Source organism: Bradyrhizobium sp. BRP19 (assembly GCF_020194195.1).
GTDB classification, from domain to species: Bacteria; Pseudomonadota; Alphaproteobacteria; order Rhizobiales; family Xanthobacteraceae; genus Bradyrhizobium; species Bradyrhizobium yuanmingense.
On the sequence record NZ_JADYVZ010000002.1, the window covers coordinates 218341 to 238313 of the forward strand.

The following is a 19973-nucleotide window of genomic DNA, read 5'->3' on the forward strand; positions in this document are numbered from 1 at the left end:
GTGGGTTACGACTTCGGCTAACCCACCCTACGATTTCTCCTTCCGCCGCGACTTCGGCGCGTTCGCCACCACCTGCAGCAGGTCTTTGCGCACGGCCTCGATGTGCCGCTCCAGGAAGCGGCAGGCCTCCTCTACTTTCTGCGCACGACAGAGCGCGATCAGATGGGCGTGCTCCTTCTCGGCAATGCCCATCGACTTGGTGTTGGAGAGTTGTAGCCGCGTGTAGCGGTCGCTGGTCTGCAGCAGCGACAGCACGATCGCGCGCGTGCGCGGCTGCGGGGCGTGGACGTAGAGCGCCATGTGGAAGTCGGCATTGAGCTGGCCCCACTCACTGACGTTGCGCGCCTTGATCGCCTTCTCGAAGCTCCGGTGGATGTCGTCGAGCCCGTCGAAATCCTGCGCGGTGAAGCGCGGCGCCGACTGCGCCAGCAGCCGCGGCTCCAGGATACGGCGGAGGTCGAACACGTCATTGATTTCGTCCAGCGACAGCTCCGAGACGATGGCGCCCTTCTGCGGCACGATGCGCACCAAGCCTTCCGCCTCGAGCTGGAACAGCGCCTCGCGCACCGGGATGCGGCTGACGCCATAGGCTTCGCCCAACGCGTCCTGGCGCAGCTGCGATCCGGCCGGATAAGTGCCGTCGAGAATTGCCTGGCGGAGCTGGTCGACGATCGCGGCCGACAGGGTGCGATGCTTCAGAGGCTGTTTCATCTGATCGTCCGATGTCCTTCCCGACTCGCGCGGCCGACGCGGTCCCTGTCTTGCGTGTCGAGCTGCCCGGCAAAAGCCGGGGCGCCGCATAGTGCCCAGCAAACGCGCGCCCTGCCGCCGAAATGACCGCAAACTTCGTTTGACTCCCAAAATGTATAAATTATACATTTGGCAATCGCACGACAAATCTTCAGGGGGTTGGGGCCTCTTTCATGATCGAGCAGACCATGCCGGCCACGCGCGCACTCAGCCTCCGACGCATGATCGTCCGGATGTCGAGTGCCCTGCTGGCCTGCGAGCGGCTCGCGCTGATGGGCCTGATGTACCTGCTCACCGGTCTGATCCTGGTGAACGTCGTCACCCGCTACTCGCATTTCCCGATCTACTGGATCGATGAATCCGCCGTCTATTGCGTGGTCTGGCTGACCTTCATCGGGGCATCCGCGATGACGCGGCTGCGGCTCGATTTTGCGGTGACGATGCTGACGGAGCGATTGTCCGCTCAGCACCAGAAATTTGCAAAAGTGATCTCGACCGGCCTCGTCGTGGTGTTCGGCATCGCCCTGATCGTCACCTGCGTGCTCTGGATGGACCCGGTGGGCCTCGCCCGCGCCGGCTTCGACGGGCGTAAGCTCGCCGCCGAGACCTTCAACTTCCTCTACACCGAGCGCACGCAGACGCTGAACTGGCCGACCTGGGTGCTCTATCTGACGCTGCCGATCTTCGCGGTGTCGATGACCGTACATGGTCTCGCCAACCTGCTGGAAGATCTCGAGCTGGTCCCGCGCACGCCGCCGAAGGGCTTCCAGCTCTCCGAGCTCGACGGGGTCAATTGATGATCACGTCAGCAGCCTTCATGGCCTTCATGCTGGTCGGCGTGCCGATCGGCCTCTGCCTCTGCCTCGCCGGCCTCGTCTACATCGCCGCCTCGGGCAACCCGGTGCTGTTCCAGTCCTATCCGCTGCAGCTGTTCGGCGGCGTCGACAGCTACGGCCTGATCGCAATCCCGCTCTTCATCCTGATCGGCGAGATCATGAATGGCGGCGGCATCACGCGGCGCATCGTCGACATGGCGATGGCCTTCGTCGGCTCGCTCAAGGGTGGGCTCGCCTACGTCAACATCCTCGCCAACATGTTCATCTCGTCCATCCTGGGATCGGCGACCGCGCAGGTCGCGATCATGGCGCAGATCATGGTCCCCGAGATGGAGAAGAAGGGCTACGACAAGACCTTCGCGGCCGGCCTGACCGCCTATGGCGGCATGCTCGGCCCGATCATCCCGCCCTCGGTGATGTTCGTGGTCTACAGCGTGCTGGCGCAGGTCTCGGTCAGCGACATGCTGATCGCCGGCATCGTCCCGGGCGTGATCCTCACCGTGATGTTCTGCCTCGTCATCGCGCTGATGGGCTACATCTACAACTATCCGCGCGCCGACTATCAGACGCCGCGCCAGCGCGTCATGACGATCCTGCGGACCTCGCCGACGCTGCTGATCCCGATCGTCATCGTCGGCACCATCCTCGGCGGCCTCGCCAATGCGACGGAATCCGCGGCCGTCGGCGCGGTGGCTGCGGCCGTGGTCGGAAAGTTCTGGACCAAGGAATTCAAGTTCTCGCAGCTGCCGCAGATGATGCTGCGCAGCGCGATCTATTCGGCGATCGTGCTGTTTCTGGTCGCAGCCGCCGCGGTGTTCTCCTGGGTGCTGATCTTCGGCAAGGTGCCGCAGGAGACCGCCGCCTGGATCCAGACCGTCGCCAAGGATCCGGTCAGCTTCATGCTGATCTGCAACGTCATCCTGCTGCTGATCGGCACTGTCATCGACGGCATTCCCGGCTTGATCATGACGGTGCCGATCCTGCTGCCGGTCGCAACCGAGATCTATCACATCGACCCCCGGCAATTCGGCGTCGTCGTGGTGATCAACCTCGTGCTCGGCCTTTTGTCGCCGCCGGTCGGGCTTTGCTTCTTCGTCGCGGCCGCCGTCACCGGCGCCAAGCCCGGCAGGATGTTCATGGTGACGCTGCCCTTCTTCGTCATCGCCTGCATCCTCCTGGTGCTGCTCTCGCTGTACCCATCGCTCTCGCTGATCCTCGTCAAATAGGCCCAAAGGAGTCCCACGATGCCGCTTTCACGCCGCCACTTTCTCGCCGCCAGTGCCGCCGCCTCGGTGTTCGCCCCGTCGCTGGCGCTCGCCCAGGCCAAGGAATTCCGTCTCGGCCTGATCACGCCGAACGGCCATTCCTGGAACAAGGCCGCGCTCAAATTCGGTGACGAGCTCAAGGCCGCCACCAACGGCCGCCTGACCTTGACCGTCTTCCACGCCGGCCAGCTCGGCAACGAGACCGCGATGATGCAGCAATTGCAGTCCGGCGCGCTCGACATGGGCTTCATCCAGGCCGCTGAGCTCGGCTCGCGTGTGCCGCACATCGCCGCAATCAACGCGCCCTACATCGTGCGCTCGACGCCGGCGGTGGCCAAGTTCGTGCGGCATCCGGCGGCGGTGAAGCTGTTCGAGGTGCTGCCGCAGGAGACCGGCACGATCGGGCTCGGCTGGGGCATCACTGGAATGCGCGCGGTGTTCTCCTCCAAGGACCTGAACACGCTCGCCGACATCAAGGGCATGAAGCTGCGCATCAACCCGACGCCGGTCTATCGCGACTTCTATTCCTCGCTCGGCGCGGCGCCGACGCCGATCCCGACGCCGCAAGTGTTCGACGCCATGGCCAACGGCCAGGTCGACGGCCTCGAAGCCGATCTCGAGTTCTCCTGGAACCAGCGCTTCGACAAGGTGTCGAAGGTGATCCTGCAGATGAACGCCGTCTTCATGCCGATGGCCGCGGTCGTCTCCGGCCGCGTCTGGCAATCGCTGCCCGCCGCCGATCGCGAGCTGGTCACGAAAACGATCAAGACGACGCTGGACGCGCAGATCGACGAGCTCGCCGGCAACGAGCCCACGCTGATCGAGAATTTCAAGAAAGCACCGATCCCGATCCGCCAGGTCGACGCCAAGGACACCGAGGCCGTGATTGCCGAGTTCGACAAGATCTGGCTGCCCAAGGCCCCCGTCCTCGCCGAGCTGCGCAAGGTCGGCGCGACGCTCTGATCCCGTTCCCCATCCCTTCCACAAGAGCCGGCGGCTCCAGCCCCCCGCCGGCACATACCCCTGGAGTCAAACCATGAGCCGCCGCGTTGCCTGGGAAGGCGTCTTCCCGGCCGTCACCACCCAATTCCACGACGATCTCTCGCTCGACATCGACGCAACCGCCAGGGTGATGGACGGATTGATCCGCGACGGCGTCTCCGGCCTGATCGTCTGCGGCTCGGTCGGCGAGAACACCTCGCTCGAGCGCAAGGAGAAGGTCGCGATCATGGAAGCGGCGAAGTCGGTCGCGAAGGGCCGCGTGCCCGTGCTGTGCGGCATCGCCGAATTCACCACCGCGTTTGCGGTGGAGACCGCGAAGGAAGCCGCACGAATCGGCATCGACGGCGTCATGGTGATGCCGGCGCTGGTCTATTCCTCCAAGCCGCACGAGACCGCCGCGCATTTCCGCGCCGTTGCCTCCGCGACTGACCTTCCCGTGATGCTCTACAACAACCCGCCGATCTACAAGAACGACGTTACGCCCGATATCCTGGCCTCGCTCGCCGACGTCGAGACCGTGGTCTGCTTCAAGGATTCCTCCGGCGACACCAGGCGCTTCATCGACACCCGCAACATGGTCGGCGATCGCTTCGTGCTGTTCGCAGGTCTCGACGACGTCATCGTCGAGAGCGTCGCGATGGGCGCCGTCGGCTGGGTCTCCGGCATGTCCAACGCCTTCCCGCGCGAGGGCGAGACGCTGTTCCGCCTCGCCAAGGCAGGGCGCTTCGCCGAGGCGATGCCGCTCTACGAATGGTTCATGCCGCTCCTGCATCTCGATGCCCGCCCGGACCTCGTCCAGTGCATCAAGCTGTGCGAGCACATCATGGGCCGCGGCACCGCCCTGACCCGCCCGCCCCGCCTGGCACTGCTGCCGCAGGAAAAGGCCGAGGTCGAGGCCCTGATGGCCAAGGCGCTGAAGAACCGCCCGCGCCTGCCGGATGTCGGGCTGAAGGCGGCTTGAAAACTCTCTCGGTCGTCATTGCGAGGAGCCCTTGCGACGAAGCAATCCAGACCGCCTCAGCGGAAAGACTCTGGATTGCTTCGCTTCGCTCGCAATGACGGAGAACTAGGAGACAGCCCGCTTCTTCTTCGCGTTCAGCGCGGAGGCCACGCGGCTCACGGGCGGCTTGCCGAGCACGCCGCTCATCGCGTTCGTCGCCGCCAGCAGCTTCTCCATATCGACACCCGTCCTGACGCCCATACCCTCCAGCATGTAGACGACGTCCTCGGTCGCGACGTTCCCCGTCGCGCCCGGCGCATAGGGACAGCCGCCGAGCCCGCCGGCAGCGGCGTCGATGACGCGGACGCCCTCCTCCAGGCCCGCATAGAGGTTGGCGAGCGCCTGGCCGTAAGTGTCGTGGAAATGCATCGCGAGCCTGGCTGCGGGAATGTGGGCCGCAACCGCGCGCAGCATCTCCTTGGCCTTGGCTGGCGTGCCGACACCGATTGTGTCGCCGAGCGAGATCTCGTAGCAGCCGAGCTCGAACAGCGTGCGCGCGAGATCGGCGACCGCCTTCGGCTTGATCTCGCCATCGAACGGACAGCCCAGCACGCAGGAGATATAGCCGCGCACCTTGACGCCATCCTCCCTCGCGCGCGCCAGCACCGGCTTGAAGCGCTCGATGGACTCCGCAATCGTGCAGTTGATGTTCGCCCGGGAAAACCCCTCGGAGGCCGCCGCGAACACGGAGACCACTTTCGCGCCCGCGGCACGCGCGGCGTCATAGCCTTTCTCGTTCGGCACCAGCACGTGGAATTCGGCGCCCTTCACATGCGCGACGCCGCGCAGCACGGCATCCGAGCTTGCCATCTGCGGGATAGCCTTGGGCGAGACGAAGGCGCCGACCTCCACGGTATCCAGCCCGGCCGCCACGAGCGCCTCGATGAAGGCGATGCGCGCCTCGACGCTGACGGACGTCTTCTCGTTCTGAAGGCCGTCGCGCGGCCCCATTTCGATGATGCGGACCGGATCGCTCATCTCATTCCCCTGCAGGTTCGACCATAGCGAGCTCGACGCCCTCCTGCACGATGTCGCCGACCTTGCACTTGATAGATTTCAGCACGCCGGCATAGGGCGCGCGCAGCGTCTGCTCCATCTTCATCACTTCCAGCGTGAGGATCGGCGCGCCCTTCTCCAGCTCGGCCCCCTCCTCGGCCAGCACGGCAACCACCGTGCCCGGCAAGGGTGCTGCGATCTTGTCCTCGCCGACATGCTCCTCGCTCTCGCCTCCGAACGGATCCACCCAATGCAGGTCGAAGCGGCCGTTGCGCGTGCGCAGGTACAGCTCATGGCCATCGATGACCGCTGCCACCGACGATTTGACGCCGTCGAGCGTCAGATCGAAGCCCCCATCCTTCGCTGCGATCGTGAACGCCAGCTCGCGGTCGCCGATCACCAGCGTCGACGGTCCGCTGCCATAGTTCAGCGCGATCTTCTGCTCCGGACCATGGCCGACACGGAAGGCAAAGCTGCGCTGGCGGCGACCGACCGGCTGCCAGCCGAAGGTCTGCCAGGGCGAACTCGCCTCCGCATGCGCGGTCTGCCGCTCCTCGTTGACGATGGCGGCAACTGCGGCGCAGAGCTCGAGCTCTCCAGGCGCAGGCGCCGCCGCGGTCAGCACCGCCAGCTCGCGCTCGATGAAGCCGGTGTCGATCGCATTCGCCCGCACCTTCGGATGCGTCATCAGCGCCGACAGGAACGGGATGTTGGTGACGATGCCGCGGACGTCGGACTCCTCCAGCCCGCGGTTCAGCCGCTCGATCGCGACGTCCCGCGTCGGCGCCCACGCGATCACCTTGGCAAGCATGGCGTCATAATACGGCGAGACCGTATCGCCCTCGCGATAGCCGGCGTCGATGCGCAAGCCCCCGGTTTCCGCCGGCAACCGCCAGGTCGAGATCCTGCCGACCGACGGCATGAAGTTCTTGGTCGGGTTCTCGGCGTAGACGCGCGCCTCGACGGCATGGCCGTTGAGCGTGATCTCGTCCTGCTTCAAGGGCAGCGCCTCGCCAAAGGCGACGCGCAGCTGCCATTCGACGAGGTCGACACCCGTGATCAGCTCGGTCACGGGATGCTCGACCTGCAGACGCGTATTCATCTCGATGAAGAACACGTCCTTGCCGTCGGAGACGAACTCGATGGTGCCGGCCCCGACATAGTTCACCGCGCCCGCCGCTTTTCGCGCGGCGGCGCAGACGGTTTCGCGCTGCGCCGCATTGAGCGTCGGTGATGGCGCCTCCTCGATCACCTTCTGATGCCGGCGCTGGAGCGTGCATTCGCGCTCGAACAGCGAGAGCAGATTGCCATGGCTGTCGCCGATGATCTGCACCTCGATATGCCGGGGATTGTCGACGTACTTCTCGATCAACATGCGGTCGTCGCCGAAGGCGGCCTTGGCCTCGCGCTTGGCGCTGACGATCGCCGGCGCCAACTCATCGGCGGACCGCACGATGCGCATGCCGCGCCCGCCGCCACCGGCGGAGGCCTTCACCAGCACGGGAAAGCCGATCTTGTCCGCCGCCTTGGCGAGCGTCGCCTCGTCCTGGGCCTCGCCGTGATAGCCTGATACCAGCGGCACGCCGGCCTTCTCCATCAGCTCTTTCGAGCCGGATTTCGAGCCCATTGCCGTCATCATCCCGGCGGTCGGCCCGACGAAGACGAGGCCGGCGTCATAACAAGCCTGCGCGAACTCGGCATTCTCGGAGAGGAAGCCGTAGCCGGGATGCACGGCCTCCGCTCCGGTCTTGCGCGCGGCCTCGATCAAGCGCTCGATATTGAGATAGCTGTCGCGGGCGCGGGCGGGCCCGAGCAATACGGCCTCATCGGCGAGCGCGACATGCATCGCCTCGCGATCGGCCTCGGAATAGATCGCGACCGTGCGCAGGCCCATCGCACGGGCGGTGCGGATGACGCGGCAGGCGATCTCGCCGCGGTTGGCGATCAGGAGCGTGCGGAAACGCCGGTAGAGTTTTGAGCGGTCCATCACATCACATCCTGAACAGGCCGAATTTCGTCGGCTCGAGCGGCGCATTCGATGCCGCCGAGAGGCCAAGGCCGAGCACGAGACGCGTGTCGGCCGGATCGATCACGCCGTCGTCCCACAGCCGCGCGGTCGCGTAGTACGGGTGGCCCTGGCTCTCATATTGCGCGCGAATGGGCTCGCGGAATTTATCTTCCTCTTCCCTGGACCAGCTGTCGCCCTTGGCTTCGATATTGTCGCGCCGGACCTGGCTCAGCACCATCGAGGCCTGCTCGCCGCCCATCACCGAGATGCGCGCGTTCGGCCACATCCAGAGGAAGCGCGGCGCGTAGGCGCGGCCGCACATGCCGTAATTGCCGGCGCCGTAGGAGCCGCCGATCACGACGGTGAACTTCGGCACCGAGGCGGTCGCGACCGCCGTCACCAACTTGGCGCCGTCGCGCGCGATGCCGCCCGCCTCGTACTTCTTGCCGACCATGAAGCCGGTGATGTTCTGCAGGAATACCAGGGGAATGCCGCGCTGACAGCACAGCTCGATGAAATGCGCACCCTTCAGCGAACTCTCGCTGAAGAGAATGCCGTTGTTGGCGATGATGCCGACCGGATAGCCCCAGATATGGGCGAATCCGCACACCAGCGTCGTGCCATAGAGTTTCTTGAACTCGTCGAACTCCGAGCCGTCGACGATGCGCGCGATGATATCGCGCACGTCGAACGGCTTGCGGCCGTCGACCGGCACCACGCCGTAGATTTCCTCCGCCGCGAACAGCGGATCGCGCGGCTTATGCATGTTCAGGTTCGGCCGCACGGAAGGCTTGAGCGTGCCGACGATACGCCGGGCGATGCCGATCGCATGCGCATCGTTCTGGGCGTAGTGATCGGTCACGCCGGACTGCCGCGAATGCACGTCGGCGCCGCCGAGCTCCTCCGCACTGACGACCTCGCCGGTCGCGGCCTTCACCAGTGGCGGGCCGCCGAGGAAGATGGTGCCCTGGTTGCGCACGATGATGCTCTCGTCCGACATCGCCGGCACATAGGCACCGCCAGCGGTGCAGGAGCCCATCACGATCGCGATCTGCGGAATGCCCTGCGACGACATCTGCGCCTGATTGTAGAAGATGCGGCCGAAGTGCCGCTCGTCCGGAAAGATCTCGTCCTGCAGCGGCAGGAAGGCGCCGCCGGAATCCACCATGTAGACGCAGGGCAGATTGTTCTGCCGCGCAATGTCCTGCGCGCGCAGATGCTTCTTCACCGTCATCGGGTAGTAGGTGCCGCCCTTGATGGTGGCATCGTTGGCGACGATCACGCATTCGCGGCCCGAGATGCGCCCAACGCCAGTGACGACGCTGGCCGAATGCACGTCACCGCCATAGAGGCCATAGGCTGCGAGCGGCGACAGCTCCAGGAACGAGGTGCCGGGATCGACCAGGAGGTCGACCCGCTCACGCGCCAGCATCTTGCCGCGCGCGGTGTGGCGCTTGCGCGAGGCTTCGCCGCCGCCGCCGGCAACTTGGGCAAGCTTTTCGCGCAAATCGACGACGAGGCCGCGCATGGCCTCGGAATTGCGCGCAAAATCTGATGACGACGGATCGATGCTGGAATGAAGCGGCATGGTGATTCCAATGGGGTGAAGGACTTAAGCCGTCTCGGCCATCAGCTCGCGGCCGATCAGCATGCGGCGCACCTCCGAGGTGCCCGCGCCGATCTCGTAGAGCTTTGCATCGCGCCACAGGCGCCCGACCGGGAATTCGGAGGTATAGCCGACCCCGCCCAGCGCCTGGATTGCTTCGCCCGCCATCCACGTTGCCTTCTCCGCGGAATAGAGGATCGCAGCAGCCGCGTCCTTGCGCAGGGTGCGCGCGTGGTCGGCGCGGTCGCAGGCGCGGCCCACCGCATAGACATAGGCGCGCGTGGCCTGCCAGGTCGCATACATGTCGGCGAGCTTGCCCTGCATCAGCTGGAAGTCGCCGATCGGCTGGCCGAACTGCTTGCGCTCGTGCATGTAGGGCACCACTGCGTCCATGCAGGCCGCCATGATGCCGAGCGGCCCGCCCGAGAGCACCGCGCGCTCATAATCGAGGCCGGACATCAGCACCTTGACGCCCTCGCCCACCTTGCCCATCACATTCTCCTCCGGCACCTCACAATCGTCGAAGAACAGCGGATAGGTGTTGGACCCGCGCATGCCGAGCTTGTCCAGATGCTGGCCGTGTGTGAAGCCCTTAAAACCCTTCTCGACCAGGAACGCGGTCATGCCGCGCGGCCCGGCCTCCGGATCGGACTTGGCATAGACCACCAGCACGTCGGCATCGCCGCCGTTTGTGATCCACATCTTGGAGCCGTTGAGCACGTAGCGGTCGCCGCGCTTGTCGGCGCGCAGCTTCATCGAGACCACGTCGGAGCCGGCGCCCGGCTCGGACATCGCGAGCGCACCGACATATTCGCCTGAGATCAGCTTCGGCAGATAACGCTGCCGCTGCGCGTCATTGCCGTTGCGGCGGATCTGGTTGACGCAAAGATTGGAATGGGCGCCGTAGGACAGGCCCACGGCCGCCGAGCCGCGCGAGATCTCCTCCATGGCGACGATATGGGCGAGATAGCCCATATTGGAGCCGCCATATTGCTCCGGCGCGGTCATGCCGAGCAGGCCGAGGTCGCCGAAGCGCTTCCAGAGATCTGCGGGGAAAAGATTAGCCTTTTCGATCTCGGCGGCACGCGGGGTGATCTCCGCCTCCACGAACGAACGAACGGTGTCGCGCAGCAGGCTGATGTCTTCGCCCAGATCGAAATCGATGCTCGGGATGTTCAAGGCGAGTCCTCCGTATTTTGGGCTCCGAAACTAGCCCGGTCCCGGCCCTCTTGCAGTCGAAAAGGTTGCATTTTCCGCCAAACTTGGCGAGGATTTCCGAAAGGAATTCCGATGCCTTTTCAAGCCGCCACCGCGATTCCGCGCCGCGCCGTCACGCCCGCCGCCTTCGTCCGCGGCGTGGTGGCCGCGTACGAGCATTACGGCCGCGATCCCGCCGAAGCCTTGAGCCGGGGTCAGGTCGCGCCGGAGCTTGTGAATTCTCCTGATGGGCGTGTGACCGCGGCCCAGTTCGAAGCGCTGGCGGGCCATGCCATGCGCGAGCTCGATGACGAGGCGCTTGGCTGGTTCTCGCGCCGGCTGCCATGGGGCACCTACGGCATGCTGTGCCGGGCCTCGATCACCGCACCGACGCTGGAGGTCGCGCTCAAGCGCTGGTGCCGGCATCACCGCTTGGTCACAGAGGATGTGCTGCTCGATCTCGAGGTTGGCGAAGAGACCGCCGTCGTGTCGATCCGTCAGCTCCGTGACCTCGGACCCTTCCGCGAGTTCTGCCTCGTCACGCTGTTCCGCTACGTGCTCGGCTTCTCATGCTGGGCTGTCGACTCCCAGATCGCGCTCCGCGCGGCTGAGTTTCCTTACTCAGAGCCCGGCCACGTCTCGGTCTATCCGACCATCTTTTGCCGGAGCGTCCGCTTCGACGCGGACCGCGCGGCCATCGTCTTCGACAAGCACTATCTGTCGCTACCGCTGACGCGCAGCGCGGCCGATCTCGACAACATGCTCAAGGGCGCGCTCCGGCTCACCGTGCTGCCGTACCGGCGCGACCGCCTGCTGGTCGAGCGCGTCCGCCGCGTGCTGCGCGAAGCGCGCGGACGGGTCCTCGGCGCCGAGGACGTCGCGCGCGAGCTCGCGCTATCAACCCGCACAATGCATCGCCGCCTGCGCGAGGAGTCCACCTCGCTGCGCGATCTCAAGGAGGAGGCGAAATTCGAGCTGGCCAAACAGGAGCTGATGCGCGGCCGCACGCCGATCAAGCGCATCGCCGAGATCGCCGGCTTCCGCAACGAGAAGAGCTTTTCGCGGGCCTTTCGGACCTGGACCGGCACCTCCCCGCGCGAGTTTCGGGGGCGGTATCGCTGAGGCGCTTTTCTGAGATTCAGACTTGATCGTGGAATATTCGGAGCCTTACCCCGCCGGCTCTGCCACCGCGACCTCCTGCAATGGCAGCGGCACGTCCTTGGCAACCCCGAGCACGGGGAAGCTGCGCACGTTCTTGACGTTAGGAATCGCGGCGAAATGCAGGAGCTGCTGCCGCATACTCTCGACACTCGGGGCCACGCATTTGAGCAGATAGTCGGTGTCGCCGGAAATCCGCCAGCATTGCTGGATGCGCGGGATTGCGGCGATCGAGCTCTCGAACGCCTCCAGCACCGGCTGGGCCTGGCTGCCCAGCTGGATCGAGACGAACGACACCACCTCGTAGCCGAGCAGCCGCTCGTCGATCACGGCGCGAACCGCCCGGATCACGCCGCGGCTGAACAGCGACTTCAGCCGCCGCAGGCAGTTCGGCGCGGACACGCCGACGCGCAGCGCCAGCTCGTTGTTGCGAACCCGCCCGTCCTGCTGCAGTTCGGATAGGATTTTCAGATCGACGCCGTCGAGCTGGTCACGCCCCGCCATCCCCCACCTCGTCCTGGTCGTGTCATGCGAGGCAGCGAAGCACGGGGCGGAATTGGTGCCAAGGGTTCTCAGGCGCGGGCGACCAGCCGCTCCCTTCTTCATGGCCGGGCTCGTCCCGGCCATCCACGTTCTTCGTCTACCGCCAAAAATGTGGATGCCCGGGACAAGCCCGGGCATGACGGCACTTTGGATGCTTCGGGTGAGAATGGCCCCTCAATGCGTCCAGGGTTCGCCGCGGCGGAACGAGAAATTGTCGGCATAGGCAACCGGCCGGCGGATCGACTCCTTGGGCTCGATCACCTGGTAGGCGATGCCCTTGCGCTCGCAATAGGCGATCGCCTCTTCCTTGCTGTGGAAGCGCAGCGTTATTTGCTGCTTCATGTCGGCCGACGAGGTCCAGCCCATCAGCGGCTCGACCGAGCGCGGCTGCTCCGGCTCGTAATCGAGCTGCCATTCCCTGGTCTTGGACCGGCCGGATTGCATCGCGTTTTTGGCGGGCTTGAAAATGCGTGCGGTCATGACTGGTCCGGGCCTCTTGGTCTTTCCGTTCGATTTCGATGCGTCACGGTGGCAGTTGGTGGAAATCTCGGGGATAGTATAGAGAAGCCGGTTGGGAACTGATCCTGATTCCGGGCCCGGCAACCCTCGCCAACGGTATAGTCATTATGCTGCACCGTGACAATTGCGTACCCGCGTTTCATCCTGGGACCCCGTTTGGCGGCCCGGTTTCATCGATCTCCGTGCTTCTGTCCTCTCTGAAAGCTCCCGACGCATGGCCTTCCTGAACGTCAGCGCCACACTTCCCGACAAGGGTCGCGACCTCCGGCTCGACCTGTTTCGCGGTGTCGCAAACTGGGCGATCTTTCTCGACCATATCCCCGACAACGTCGTGAACTGGATCACGACCCGCAACTACGGCTTTTCCGACGCGGCCGACCTGTTCGTCTTCATCTCCGGCTACACCGCCTCCTTCGTCTATGCACGGATGATGCTGGACCGCGGCTTCATCGTCGGTGCCACCCGACTGACCAAGCGGGTCTGGCAGCTCTATGTCGCCCACATCATCCTGTTCGTGATCTACATCGCATCAATCAGCTATCTCGCGCTGCGCTTCGGCGATTCCGAGATGATCAACGAGTTCAACGTCGCCGGCCTCGTCGACAACGCCACCGAGACGCTGCGCCAGGGTCTGTTCCTGCGCTTCAAGCCGCTCAACCTCGACGTGCTGCCGCTTTACATCGTGCTGATGGGCCTGTTTCCGCCGGTGCTGTGGTTTATGCTGCGCAAGCCCGATTTGACGATGATCCTGTCGATCGTGCTGTGGCTCGCCGCGCGCCATTACGGCTGGAACCTGAACGCCTATCCGGCCGGCCAGTGGTACTTCAACCCCTATTGCTGGCAGGTGCTGTTCGTGTTCGGCGCCTGGTGCTCGATGGGCGGCGCGCGGCGCTCGGCAACGCTGATCAATTCGCCTGTTACGCTGTGGGTCTGCCTCGGTTATCTCCTGTTCGCGCTGGTCATGACCATGGCCGGCCGTTTCCCCACCTTCGGCGGCATGTTCCCGGAATGGCTGTTCTCGGCCTTCAACCCCAATGACAAGACCAACCTCGCACCGTATCGCTTCCTCCACTTCGTGGTGATCGTGATCCTGGTGATCCGCTTCGTGCCGAAGGAGTGGCCGGGGCTGGAGTGGAAGGTGTTCGACCCCTTGATCGTCTGTGGCCAGCAGTCGCTCGCCGTGTTCTGCGTCGGCGTGTTCCTGTCCTTCGTCGGTCATTTCGAGCTGTCGATGAGCTCAGGGTCGCTGCTCGCGCAGATCTTCGTCAGCGTCGCCGGCATCGCGATCATGACGACGGTGGCTTATTACATCTCGTGGTCGAAGAAGCAGGACAAGCCGCTGAAGCCGCCGCCGGCCAAGCCGGCTGCGGAGGCGAAGGCGGCCTGAGAGAGGCGGCAGTTAGGCCGCCTCTTCGCCGTCGAACTCGGTGAACTTCTTGTAGATCCAGTCGCGGCCGTCATGGCGGCGCCAGACCTTGCCGAGCACGAACTGCCCGTTGATGGAGCGGCGCGGCACGATCACCGTCCAGAGGTGCCAGATCTCGGTCCAGTTTGACTGCGGACCGATGGTCCCGATGTTGCGGTCAATAGACATGGCAGAACTCGCTGGCGCAGAACTTAGGCTGATCCGCGCGCCGCGACGAACAATCATCTGTGGTGGCACAGAATGGACAGCCCATCGCGAGCCGGGACCGACCTGATAGCAGCCAGCCAAACGGCCGCAACAGCCGCTCGCCTTTAACCTTGCCGATCAACCTTACTTCTTGGGATGGAGCGGCGCGTTTGGTTGAAAGCCCGCGCCGGTTTTTCTAGAATGCCCGTGATTTGAGGACGGGCGCGCCGTTTCGGCGCAGGGCGATTTTAAGACTGAACTTTGCAGACGATCGGACGTTTGGAAGCAAGTAGATTGCTGGGGGGACGACAATGATGAAATTGCAATGTGCGCGTCTGCGCCTCGCGTTGCGCGTGATCCCGCCCGCGCCAATCGTGAGCATGGCGTCGCAACGGCCGCCGCAAGCCGCCAACGACAATCAGATGGCCTGGCCGTACGTGCCATTTCCGCCCGGCTGGTACGCCTCGAACTGACGAGCGCGGCGGACAAAACGCAACGCCGCGCAAGCGGAATATTCATCGCTTGGCGGCGTCCGTTTAGACATTGGGCGCTGAAATCCCCAACACGGATTTGTCTATCGCGACGGGCGAAGGTTCGATGAGGCTTTGCTGATTTCCGCGCGAAGCGGAGGCCGGACGCGTAGATGCCTGGCCATTGCCGGTTGGATGCTGACCTCTAGGCCAGCGCCGCCCGGGACTGGTCGGGGCAGCTGGATTCGAACCAACGACCTGCAGTACCCAAAACTGCCGCGCTACCAGGCTGCGCTATACCCCGAATGTCCGGCGAGCCCCGTCGATACACGCTTCCCGGAGCGCCAGCAAGCTTTCCAAAGCCGCCGGCCTGGGCCGCAATCGCCCCTGCCCGTCCTATTTGCCGCCGAACAGGGGGTGGCCGACGCGATCACCGGGGCGGATGCCGTACTTCTGCGCCGTCCCCGCCACCACCTCCAGCACGGCCCGGGCGGGTCCCCGGGAGGAGATGATCTTCGTCGACAACGGCTCGGTATTCTCCGCAATGCGCAGGATGCGGCCATCGGCGCGGATGAAGATCATGTCGAGCGACACATAAGTGTTCTTCATCCACATCGAGATTTCCTGCTCGGGATTGAAGTCGAACAGCATGCCTTTGCCGTCGGCCAATTCCTTGCGGTACATCAGGCCGGTCTCCTTCTCCTCCGGGGTCGTTGCCATCTCGACCGAGAACACCTGCACGCCGTTCTTGGTGACGATCTCGAGCGGCTGGAAGCTCGCGGCGCCGGCCGGCGCGCCGGCGACGGCCCAGCCGGCGATGACGAGGATGGCGGCCAGCCAGCCCTTCAGAGCGGACCAGGCGGCCTTTCGATCAGAATTCATCGGGGCTCTCGCGGCGTGGGACTTCAATCAGTCCTTACGCGGCGACCGCCGGAAAAGGAAGAGGCGCGCCGAACTTGCAGCGCGCCTCTGCTCACAATTGCTGGAAGTCATAGCCTTAGTGCGACTGCAATCCCGGCGATCCGGTCTCGGGATGGATCTCGGCCGCCATCATGCCCTTGGAGCCGGGCCCGAAGCGGACCAGCACATACTGGCCCGGTCTCAGCTCAGTCATGCCGAAGCGGCGTAGCGTCTCCATGTGCACGAAGATGTCGGGCGTGCCCTCGCCGCAAGTCAGGAAGCCGAATCCGCGCAGCCGGTTGAACCATTTGACCTGGGCCCGTTCCAGCCCGCTGGTCGGGGTGACCGTGACATGGGTGCGCGGCGGCAGCATCTGCGCCGGGTGGATCGCGGTCGACTCGTCCATCGAAACGACGCGGAAGGCCTGGTAGCCCTTGGCGCGCTGGATGCACTCGACGACGATGCGGGCGCCCTCATAAGCGGTCTGGAAGCCGTCGCGCCTAAGCACGGTAACGTGCAGGAGCACGTCCGGCCAGCCGTTGTCGGGAACGATGAAGCCGTAACCTTTGGAGGCGTCGAACCATTTGATGACGCCGGTGACCTCGACGAGGTTGGCGCTGGCTTCGCCCAATCCGGTGAAGGGATTGAGCGCATTGTCGCGGCCGGCTCCGCCGTGCTCGCCCGGCGTCAATCGCCCTGGCGAGGTGCCCTGTCCGGGAACTCCAAGCTTCTTGGACTCAAATCCGTCCGACGACCCCATAACCCCGGACCCCACACTGCCATGCAACCCGCCACATTGGCGGCGCTCGAATCACGCGTCTTAAGAGAATGTTCTCAATTCGACGCGACGCGAATCTTTCGACTCAAAAGATAACACTCCCGGTTGCGACGCATAGACAAAAAAGAGATTCGCCGGAACCTATGAACAGCTTGCACAGCCGCGAATCAAATTGATGCCTCAATTGCCGACAAAGGGCCCGAGAGTCTCATCGATGTCGTGGTGGATGACGAGGTCGGCGATGTTGTCCTGCTCGGTCGGCTCGCGATTGATGATCACGAGACGTGCACCGGCGCGCTTGGCCATCATCGGAAAGCCGGCCGCCGGCCAGACCACCAGCGAGGAACCGATCGCGATGAAGAGATCGCAGGCCTGCGACAGCGCTGTCGCGCGCTGCATCTCCTCGTCCGGCATCATCTGCCCGAAGGAAATCGTGGCGGTCTTCACCCGCTCGTCGCAGGCGGTGCAGTCGGGCGCGATGCCATCGTCATCGAAACGGCGCTTCACCCAGTCGAGCGGGTAAACCTGCCCACATCCGATGCAGCGCGCATAGGTGGTATTTCCGTGAAGCTCAACCACGTGCTCCGGCGCGAAGCCGGAGGCCTGGTGCAGGTTGTCGATGTTCTGGGTGATGACGGCGGGAACCTTGCCGGCGCGGTAGAGCGATGCCAGCGCCCGATGGCCGCGGCCGGGCTTCGCTGCGGCGAAGACCTCCTCCATCGCAAAGCGGCGGCGCCAGGATTCGTCCCGCGCTGACTGGCTCGCGACGAACTCGTCGAACGGGATCGGACGGTTACGCGTCCAAATTCCGCCCGGCGAGCGGAAGTCGGGAATGCCGCATTCGGTCGAGATGCCGGCACCGGTGAACGGCACGATGGTCCTGGCCTCGGCGATCATGTCGCCGAGCCGTTCGATACCGCTCTGAAGATCCGATGCGATCAATCGCGCCTCCCGAATAGTTTGGCCTGACAGCAACATGCGCAAGCGACAAGATCGTTGACGCTCTTATCAAGCGCCAATGCAATGCACTCGGCAATTTCTTCCGACCTTCGCATATCACAATCCTGCAATGCCTCCTCCCCATTGACGCCCCATTCGGAAGTGCCAATGGATGTGTTGACGCGACTCAACGTGATTGCGGCGGCAGTGCTTGAGTTTCGGATGTGCACATACTCAGGTGTAGAGGGGATTTGACATGACCGAAGACGAACAACGCAAAGAGCGCGAACGCGAAGAAATCGCCGCCCGTGTCGCCGCCTTCCGTGCCACGCAGGAAAAGTTCAAGCGCGAGCGCGAGGAATATTTCGTGGCGACGCTGGAGAATGCCCGCAAGGTCGAGCGGCCCTCGCTCTGGCCGTAGGCATCATCGCGTCGGCAAGGGCGAAAATGGGCGAGTAAACAAGACCTGCGAATGAAAAAAGCCCGGAGCTCCGCTCCGGGCTTTTCGCTATTCGCCGACTACCAATGACGGTAGTGGTGGTGACGGTAGTACGGCCCGCCGTAATAGGCGTACGGACCCGGTCCGTAATAGGCGGGACCGTCGTAGTAGCGGTAGCGGGGACCGTAATAGCCATAGGGCTGGGAAGCCGCGACTGCGCCCGCGGTGATCGCGCCGGCGGCGAGGCCGAACGCGAGGCCCGGGCCGATACCGCCGCGGCCACGCGCCTCAGCCGGCGCGGGCGCCGCGACCGCGGTCACACCAACCGCCGCGATGGTGGCCAGAACTGCCAGTGTCTTCTTCATGCTTGTCCTCCTTCGCGTGTCGCCGAGACAACGGCGAGCGCCTGCGATGGTTGCCGCATGGATGGAACCAGCCCGCAGGCGAGAAATGTCGATGAAGCGGGAACGAAACGGCGAGACGGGGGTTAGCCTCTCAAGTGCGGGAGCCTCCGCCATCCGGGTCGAGGCGACAGCACGAAGACCCCGTCAGCATCTCCGCGGTGCTGGCGGGGTTTTCAGTTTCATGGGAGCAGATGGCAGCAGACCATGACGGTTGCCATCGGGGACGACAATCATGGAGGAGAGTTTGCCCTTATCCGCTTTGCTGGCCCGTATCCGCAAATTGGTTCCAAAATCCGAGGATGAACATTACGACGAGATCGTCCGCAGCTTCGGTGTCGGCACGCTGCGCCCGCCGCCGACGCCGATGAGCGACCGCGAGCTGGCGCAGGCCATCGCCGAGTTCCTCAAGGAGCAGCCGTCGAGCGAATCCGTCGCGACCCTCGGCCGCCGGCTCGACCCGACCACCCGGCTCTGAGTTTCTTCGCAGGAGTATGGAACCAGGAATGCGCGCGGACGTTGAGTCCGTTCCCTGCTGAGCGGAGAGAAAGAGATATGCCCGCCTGGCTCGAAGTCTTGCTCAACCTGTCCGGCTATGCCGGCTTCGTGGCGCTCGCCTCGCGCGGCGCCGGATCCCCGCAGGCGCGGGCCGATGACCGCCGTTGCGGCGACGAGCGTTAATTGGCGCGCGGCGTTAGTTGGCGCGCGCGGCTTGGCCTGCCGTGCGGACCAGCCGGTCGGCCTTGACCGCAACGCGCGTGTCCTCGGCCTGCGGCCGCAGCGAGAAGCTGATCACAACGAAAGCAAGGCAGAACAGCGTGCCGACGACGGCGACGCGCCGGTAGGTGTGCCGGTCGCCTTGGAAAAAGGACGGAGTTGAAAAAGGCATCATGGCAAATTGCTGCTTGGGCAAATCGTTTTCGGCAAAGGCGTTTCTTGCTTGTCTTTGCCGAACACCTACCCCAAGCCGCAGCAAGCGCAACGCGATTGGGCTTTTAACCTAACCGAATAGGGTTATCGGCATCCGCATAAGCTATCGTTAGCCAGACGCATCCGGCACCATCGCGGCGAGAGCGCGCAAGAACGCCCGGCTTTGTTCCAGCTTCGACTCCGTTTCGTTCGCGAAGAACGAATCGGAGTCGCAAGAATGCGCGGAGAGCAACTCCTAACCATCGATGAAAGCGCGCACGCTCACACCATCGACGCGGCAGGACCCTTCTTCGACGAGTGTCTTCTGCAACAAGTCTCTTCTGCAACAAGACTCTTCATCGACAAAACTTCGAGAAGACTCTTCGCCGGCAAGCAGCGCGGCGAGAGACCAAGCGCGAACCCTCGGAGCGGATCGCGCTTGCGCGTTGCCGCGTGGCGTCGACAAAGTCAGGCGGCCCGCTTCGGCTTCTCCTTCGAGAAGCATTCGAGGATCTGGATGCGCAGCTCCTCCGCCGCAGGGCCCTCGACCTTTCTGAGCTCGTTCCAGAGCCTGATCACTTCGCGCTGTTTTTCGACGGTCATGAGCAACCTCCAACGGTCCATCAAGGCGCCTCCCTAGAACAA

Annotated in this window: 23 protein-coding genes and 1 tRNA gene; 9 read left to right on the top strand and 15 right to left on the bottom strand. The window is 64.3% G+C overall.

Going from position 1 to position 19973, the window contains the following annotated elements; genetic code table 11:
• Positions 1 to 27: 27 nt before the first annotated feature.
• A complete protein-coding gene (locus tag I6F36_RS06705) occupies positions 28 to 711 on the bottom strand; it encodes a GntR family transcriptional regulator (protein WP_225113629.1) in 684 nt (227 codons plus the stop codon).
• Positions 712 to 938: 227 nt separating this feature from the next.
• Between I6F36_RS06705 and I6F36_RS06710 the strand changes: the two genes are divergently transcribed.
• From I6F36_RS06710 to I6F36_RS06725, 4 genes are all read left to right on the top strand, one after another.
• The gene (locus I6F36_RS06710) at positions 939 to 1547 is read left to right on the top strand and encodes a TRAP transporter small permease (protein WP_225171372.1); all 609 of its coding nucleotides are present in this window, start codon (positions 939 to 941) and stop codon (positions 1545 to 1547) included.
• Positions 1547 to 2812 (top strand): TRAP transporter large permease, encoded by a 1266-nt coding sequence (locus I6F36_RS06715; protein WP_225140745.1) that lies wholly within the window; start codon positions 1547 to 1549, stop codon positions 2810 to 2812. The genes I6F36_RS06710 and I6F36_RS06715 overlap by 1 nt, the downstream gene beginning before the upstream one ends.
• 18 nt (positions 2813 to 2830) lie before the next feature.
• A complete protein-coding gene (locus tag I6F36_RS06720) occupies positions 2831 to 3814 on the top strand; it encodes a TRAP transporter substrate-binding protein (RefSeq protein ID WP_225156062.1) in 984 nt (327 codons plus the stop codon).
• A gap of 73 nt (positions 3815 to 3887) precedes the next feature.
• Complete coding sequence (locus I6F36_RS06725) at positions 3888 to 4814, top strand: dihydrodipicolinate synthase family protein (protein ID WP_225171180.1); 927 nt, start codon at positions 3888 to 3890, stop codon at positions 4812 to 4814.
• Positions 4815 to 4919: 105 nt separating this feature from the next.
• Here I6F36_RS06725 and I6F36_RS06730 read toward each other — a convergent pair whose 3' ends face one another.
• From I6F36_RS06730 to I6F36_RS06745, 4 genes are read right to left on the bottom strand one after another with little or no spacing between them, the layout of a single operon-like run.
• Positions 4920 to 5831: a hydroxymethylglutaryl-CoA lyase gene (locus I6F36_RS06730; RefSeq protein WP_225171181.1), complete on the bottom strand. Its 912-nt coding sequence runs from the start codon at positions 5829 to 5831 to the stop codon at positions 4920 to 4922.
• Position 5832: 1 nt separating this feature from the next.
• On the bottom strand, positions 5833 to 7836 hold the full coding sequence (locus I6F36_RS06735; RefSeq protein ID WP_225171182.1) for an acetyl/propionyl/methylcrotonyl-CoA carboxylase subunit alpha: 2004 nt from the start codon (positions 7834 to 7836) through the stop codon (positions 5833 to 5835).
• Between the two features lie 4 nt (positions 7837 to 7840).
• Positions 7841 to 9445, bottom strand: coding sequence for a carboxyl transferase domain-containing protein (locus I6F36_RS06740; RefSeq protein ID WP_225171183.1), 1605 nt, complete (start codon positions 9443 to 9445; stop codon positions 7841 to 7843).
• A gap of 24 nt (positions 9446 to 9469) precedes the next feature.
• Positions 9470 to 10642: an isovaleryl-CoA dehydrogenase gene (locus I6F36_RS06745; protein WP_225171184.1), complete on the bottom strand. Its 1173-nt coding sequence runs from the start codon at positions 10640 to 10642 to the stop codon at positions 9470 to 9472.
• Positions 10643 to 10753: 111 nt separating this feature from the next.
• Between I6F36_RS06745 and I6F36_RS06750 the strand changes: the two genes are divergently transcribed.
• Entirely contained in the window at positions 10754 to 11782 is a 1029-nt protein-coding gene (locus tag I6F36_RS06750) for an AraC family transcriptional regulator (protein ID WP_128261788.1), read from the top strand.
• A gap of 45 nt (positions 11783 to 11827) precedes the next feature.
• Here I6F36_RS06750 and I6F36_RS06755 read toward each other — a convergent pair whose 3' ends face one another.
• Together I6F36_RS06755 and I6F36_RS06760 are read right to left on the bottom strand one after the other, a co-directional pair.
• A complete protein-coding gene (locus tag I6F36_RS06755; RefSeq protein ID WP_225171185.1) occupies positions 11828 to 12322 on the bottom strand; it encodes an Lrp/AsnC family transcriptional regulator in 495 nt (164 codons plus the stop codon).
• Positions 12323 to 12535: 213 nt separating this feature from the next.
• Positions 12536 to 12841: an ETC complex I subunit gene (locus I6F36_RS06760; protein ID WP_024337795.1), complete on the bottom strand. Its 306-nt coding sequence runs from the start codon at positions 12839 to 12841 to the stop codon at positions 12536 to 12538.
• A gap of 253 nt (positions 12842 to 13094) precedes the next feature.
• Here I6F36_RS06760 and I6F36_RS06765 point away from each other — a divergent pair, with 253 nt between their 5' ends.
• Complete coding sequence (locus I6F36_RS06765) at positions 13095 to 14267, top strand: OpgC domain-containing protein (RefSeq protein ID WP_036027956.1); 1173 nt, start codon at positions 13095 to 13097, stop codon at positions 14265 to 14267.
• Between the two features lie 12 nt (positions 14268 to 14279).
• On the opposite strand, the gene I6F36_RS06770 is transcribed toward I6F36_RS06765, so the two are convergent.
• From I6F36_RS06770 to I6F36_RS06790, 5 genes are all read right to left on the bottom strand, one after another.
• Positions 14280 to 14474: a hypothetical protein gene (locus tag I6F36_RS06770; protein WP_036027955.1), complete on the bottom strand. Its 195-nt coding sequence runs from the start codon at positions 14472 to 14474 to the stop codon at positions 14280 to 14282.
• 715 nt (positions 14475 to 15189) lie between these two features.
• A tRNA-Pro gene (locus I6F36_RS06775) sits at positions 15190 to 15266 on the bottom strand.
• 92 nt (positions 15267 to 15358) lie between these two features.
• A complete protein-coding gene (locus I6F36_RS06780) occupies positions 15359 to 15844 on the bottom strand; it encodes a DUF192 domain-containing protein (protein WP_035999663.1) in 486 nt (161 codons plus the stop codon).
• Between the two features lie 115 nt (positions 15845 to 15959).
• A complete protein-coding gene (locus I6F36_RS06785) occupies positions 15960 to 16622 on the bottom strand; it encodes a cold-shock protein (RefSeq protein WP_157284234.1) in 663 nt (220 codons plus the stop codon).
• A gap of 198 nt (positions 16623 to 16820) precedes the next feature.
• A complete protein-coding gene (locus I6F36_RS06790) occupies positions 16821 to 17582 on the bottom strand; it encodes an NAD-dependent protein deacetylase (protein WP_225171186.1) in 762 nt (253 codons plus the stop codon).
• A gap of 253 nt (positions 17583 to 17835) precedes the next feature.
• Between I6F36_RS06790 and I6F36_RS06795 the strand changes: the two genes are divergently transcribed.
• The gene (locus tag I6F36_RS06795; protein WP_167361660.1) at positions 17836 to 18000 is read left to right on the top strand and encodes a hypothetical protein; all 165 of its coding nucleotides are present in this window, start codon (positions 17836 to 17838) and stop codon (positions 17998 to 18000) included.
• A gap of 98 nt (positions 18001 to 18098) precedes the next feature.
• Here the strand turns inward: I6F36_RS06795 and I6F36_RS06800 are convergent, their stop codons facing one another.
• Positions 18099 to 18383 carry a hypothetical protein gene (locus I6F36_RS06800; protein ID WP_036045604.1) on the bottom strand — a complete coding sequence of 95 codons (285 nt, stop codon included), beginning with the start codon at positions 18381 to 18383 and terminating at the stop codon, positions 18099 to 18101.
• A 283-nt stretch (positions 18384 to 18666) separates the two neighbouring features.
• Here I6F36_RS06800 and I6F36_RS06805 point away from each other — a divergent pair, with 283 nt between their 5' ends.
• Together I6F36_RS06805 and I6F36_RS39665 are read left to right on the top strand one after the other, a co-directional pair.
• Positions 18667 to 18897, top strand: a complete 231-nt coding sequence (locus I6F36_RS06805) for a hypothetical protein (protein WP_036022988.1) — start codon at positions 18667 to 18669, stop codon at positions 18895 to 18897.
• Between the two features lie 77 nt (positions 18898 to 18974).
• Positions 18975 to 19100: a hypothetical protein gene (locus I6F36_RS39665; protein WP_035999737.1), complete on the top strand. Its 126-nt coding sequence runs from the start codon at positions 18975 to 18977 to the stop codon at positions 19098 to 19100.
• A gap of 13 nt (positions 19101 to 19113) precedes the next feature.
• Here the strand turns inward: I6F36_RS39665 and I6F36_RS06810 are convergent, their stop codons facing one another.
• Together I6F36_RS06810 and I6F36_RS39670 are read right to left on the bottom strand one after the other, a co-directional pair.
• Positions 19114 to 19311: a hypothetical protein gene (locus I6F36_RS06810; protein ID WP_035999739.1), complete on the bottom strand. Its 198-nt coding sequence runs from the start codon at positions 19309 to 19311 to the stop codon at positions 19114 to 19116.
• Between the two features lie 485 nt (positions 19312 to 19796).
• The gene (locus I6F36_RS39670) at positions 19797 to 19931 is read right to left on the bottom strand and encodes a hypothetical protein (protein ID WP_260347228.1); all 135 of its coding nucleotides are present in this window, start codon (positions 19929 to 19931) and stop codon (positions 19797 to 19799) included.
• Between the last annotated feature and the right edge of the window lie 42 nt (positions 19932 to 19973).

Excerpts from the sequence above, each read along its gene's own strand:
- I6F36_RS06705 (WP_225113629.1), bottom strand. The coding sequence starts at position 711 with ATGAAACAGCCTCTGAAGCATCGCACCCTGTCGGCCGCGATCGTCGAC.
- I6F36_RS06710 (WP_225171372.1), top strand. The coding sequence starts at position 939 with ATGCCGGCCACGCGCGCACTCAGCCTCCGACGCATGATCGTCCGGATG.
- I6F36_RS06715 (WP_225140745.1), top strand. The coding sequence starts at position 1,547 with ATGATCACGTCAGCAGCCTTCATGGCCTTCATGCTGGTCGGCGTGCCG.
- I6F36_RS06720 (WP_225156062.1), top strand. The coding sequence starts at position 2,831 with ATGCCGCTTTCACGCCGCCACTTTCTCGCCGCCAGTGCCGCCGCCTCG.
- I6F36_RS06725 (WP_225171180.1), top strand. The coding sequence starts at position 3,888 with ATGAGCCGCCGCGTTGCCTGGGAAGGCGTCTTCCCGGCCGTCACCACC.
- I6F36_RS06730 (WP_225171181.1), bottom strand. The coding sequence starts at position 5,831 with ATGAGCGATCCGGTCCGCATCATCGAAATGGGGCCGCGCGACGGCCTT.
- I6F36_RS06735 (WP_225171182.1), bottom strand. The coding sequence starts at position 7,836 with ATGGACCGCTCAAAACTCTACCGGCGTTTCCGCACGCTCCTGATCGCC.
- I6F36_RS06740 (WP_225171183.1), bottom strand. The coding sequence starts at position 9,445 with ATGCCGCTTCATTCCAGCATCGATCCGTCGTCATCAGATTTTGCGCGC.
- I6F36_RS06750 (WP_128261788.1), top strand. The coding sequence starts at position 10,754 with ATGCCTTTTCAAGCCGCCACCGCGATTCCGCGCCGCGCCGTCACGCCC.
- I6F36_RS06755 (WP_225171185.1), bottom strand. The coding sequence starts at position 12,322 with ATGGCGGGGCGTGACCAGCTCGACGGCGTCGATCTGAAAATCCTATCC.
- I6F36_RS06760 (WP_024337795.1), bottom strand. The coding sequence starts at position 12,841 with ATGACCGCACGCATTTTCAAGCCCGCCAAAAACGCGATGCAATCCGGC.
- I6F36_RS06765 (WP_036027956.1), top strand. The coding sequence starts at position 13,095 with ATGGCCTTCCTGAACGTCAGCGCCACACTTCCCGACAAGGGTCGCGAC.
- I6F36_RS06770 (WP_036027955.1), bottom strand. The coding sequence starts at position 14,474 with ATGTCTATTGACCGCAACATCGGGACCATCGGTCCGCAGTCAAACTGG.
- I6F36_RS06780 (WP_035999663.1), bottom strand. The coding sequence starts at position 15,844 with ATGAATTCTGATCGAAAGGCCGCCTGGTCCGCTCTGAAGGGCTGGCTG.
- I6F36_RS06785 (WP_157284234.1), bottom strand. The coding sequence starts at position 16,622 with ATGGGGTCGTCGGACGGATTTGAGTCCAAGAAGCTTGGAGTTCCCGGA.
- I6F36_RS06795 (WP_167361660.1), top strand. The coding sequence starts at position 17,836 with ATGACCGAAGACGAACAACGCAAAGAGCGCGAACGCGAAGAAATCGCC.
- I6F36_RS06800 (WP_036045604.1), bottom strand. The coding sequence starts at position 18,383 with ATGAAGAAGACACTGGCAGTTCTGGCCACCATCGCGGCGGTTGGTGTG.
- I6F36_RS39665 (WP_035999737.1), top strand. The coding sequence starts at position 18,975 with ATGCCCGCCTGGCTCGAAGTCTTGCTCAACCTGTCCGGCTATGCCGGC.
- I6F36_RS06810 (WP_035999739.1), bottom strand. The coding sequence starts at position 19,311 with ATGATGCCTTTTTCAACTCCGTCCTTTTTCCAAGGCGACCGGCACACC.
- I6F36_RS39670 (WP_260347228.1), bottom strand. The coding sequence starts at position 19,931 with ATGACCGTCGAAAAACAGCGCGAAGTGATCAGGCTCTGGAACGAGCTC.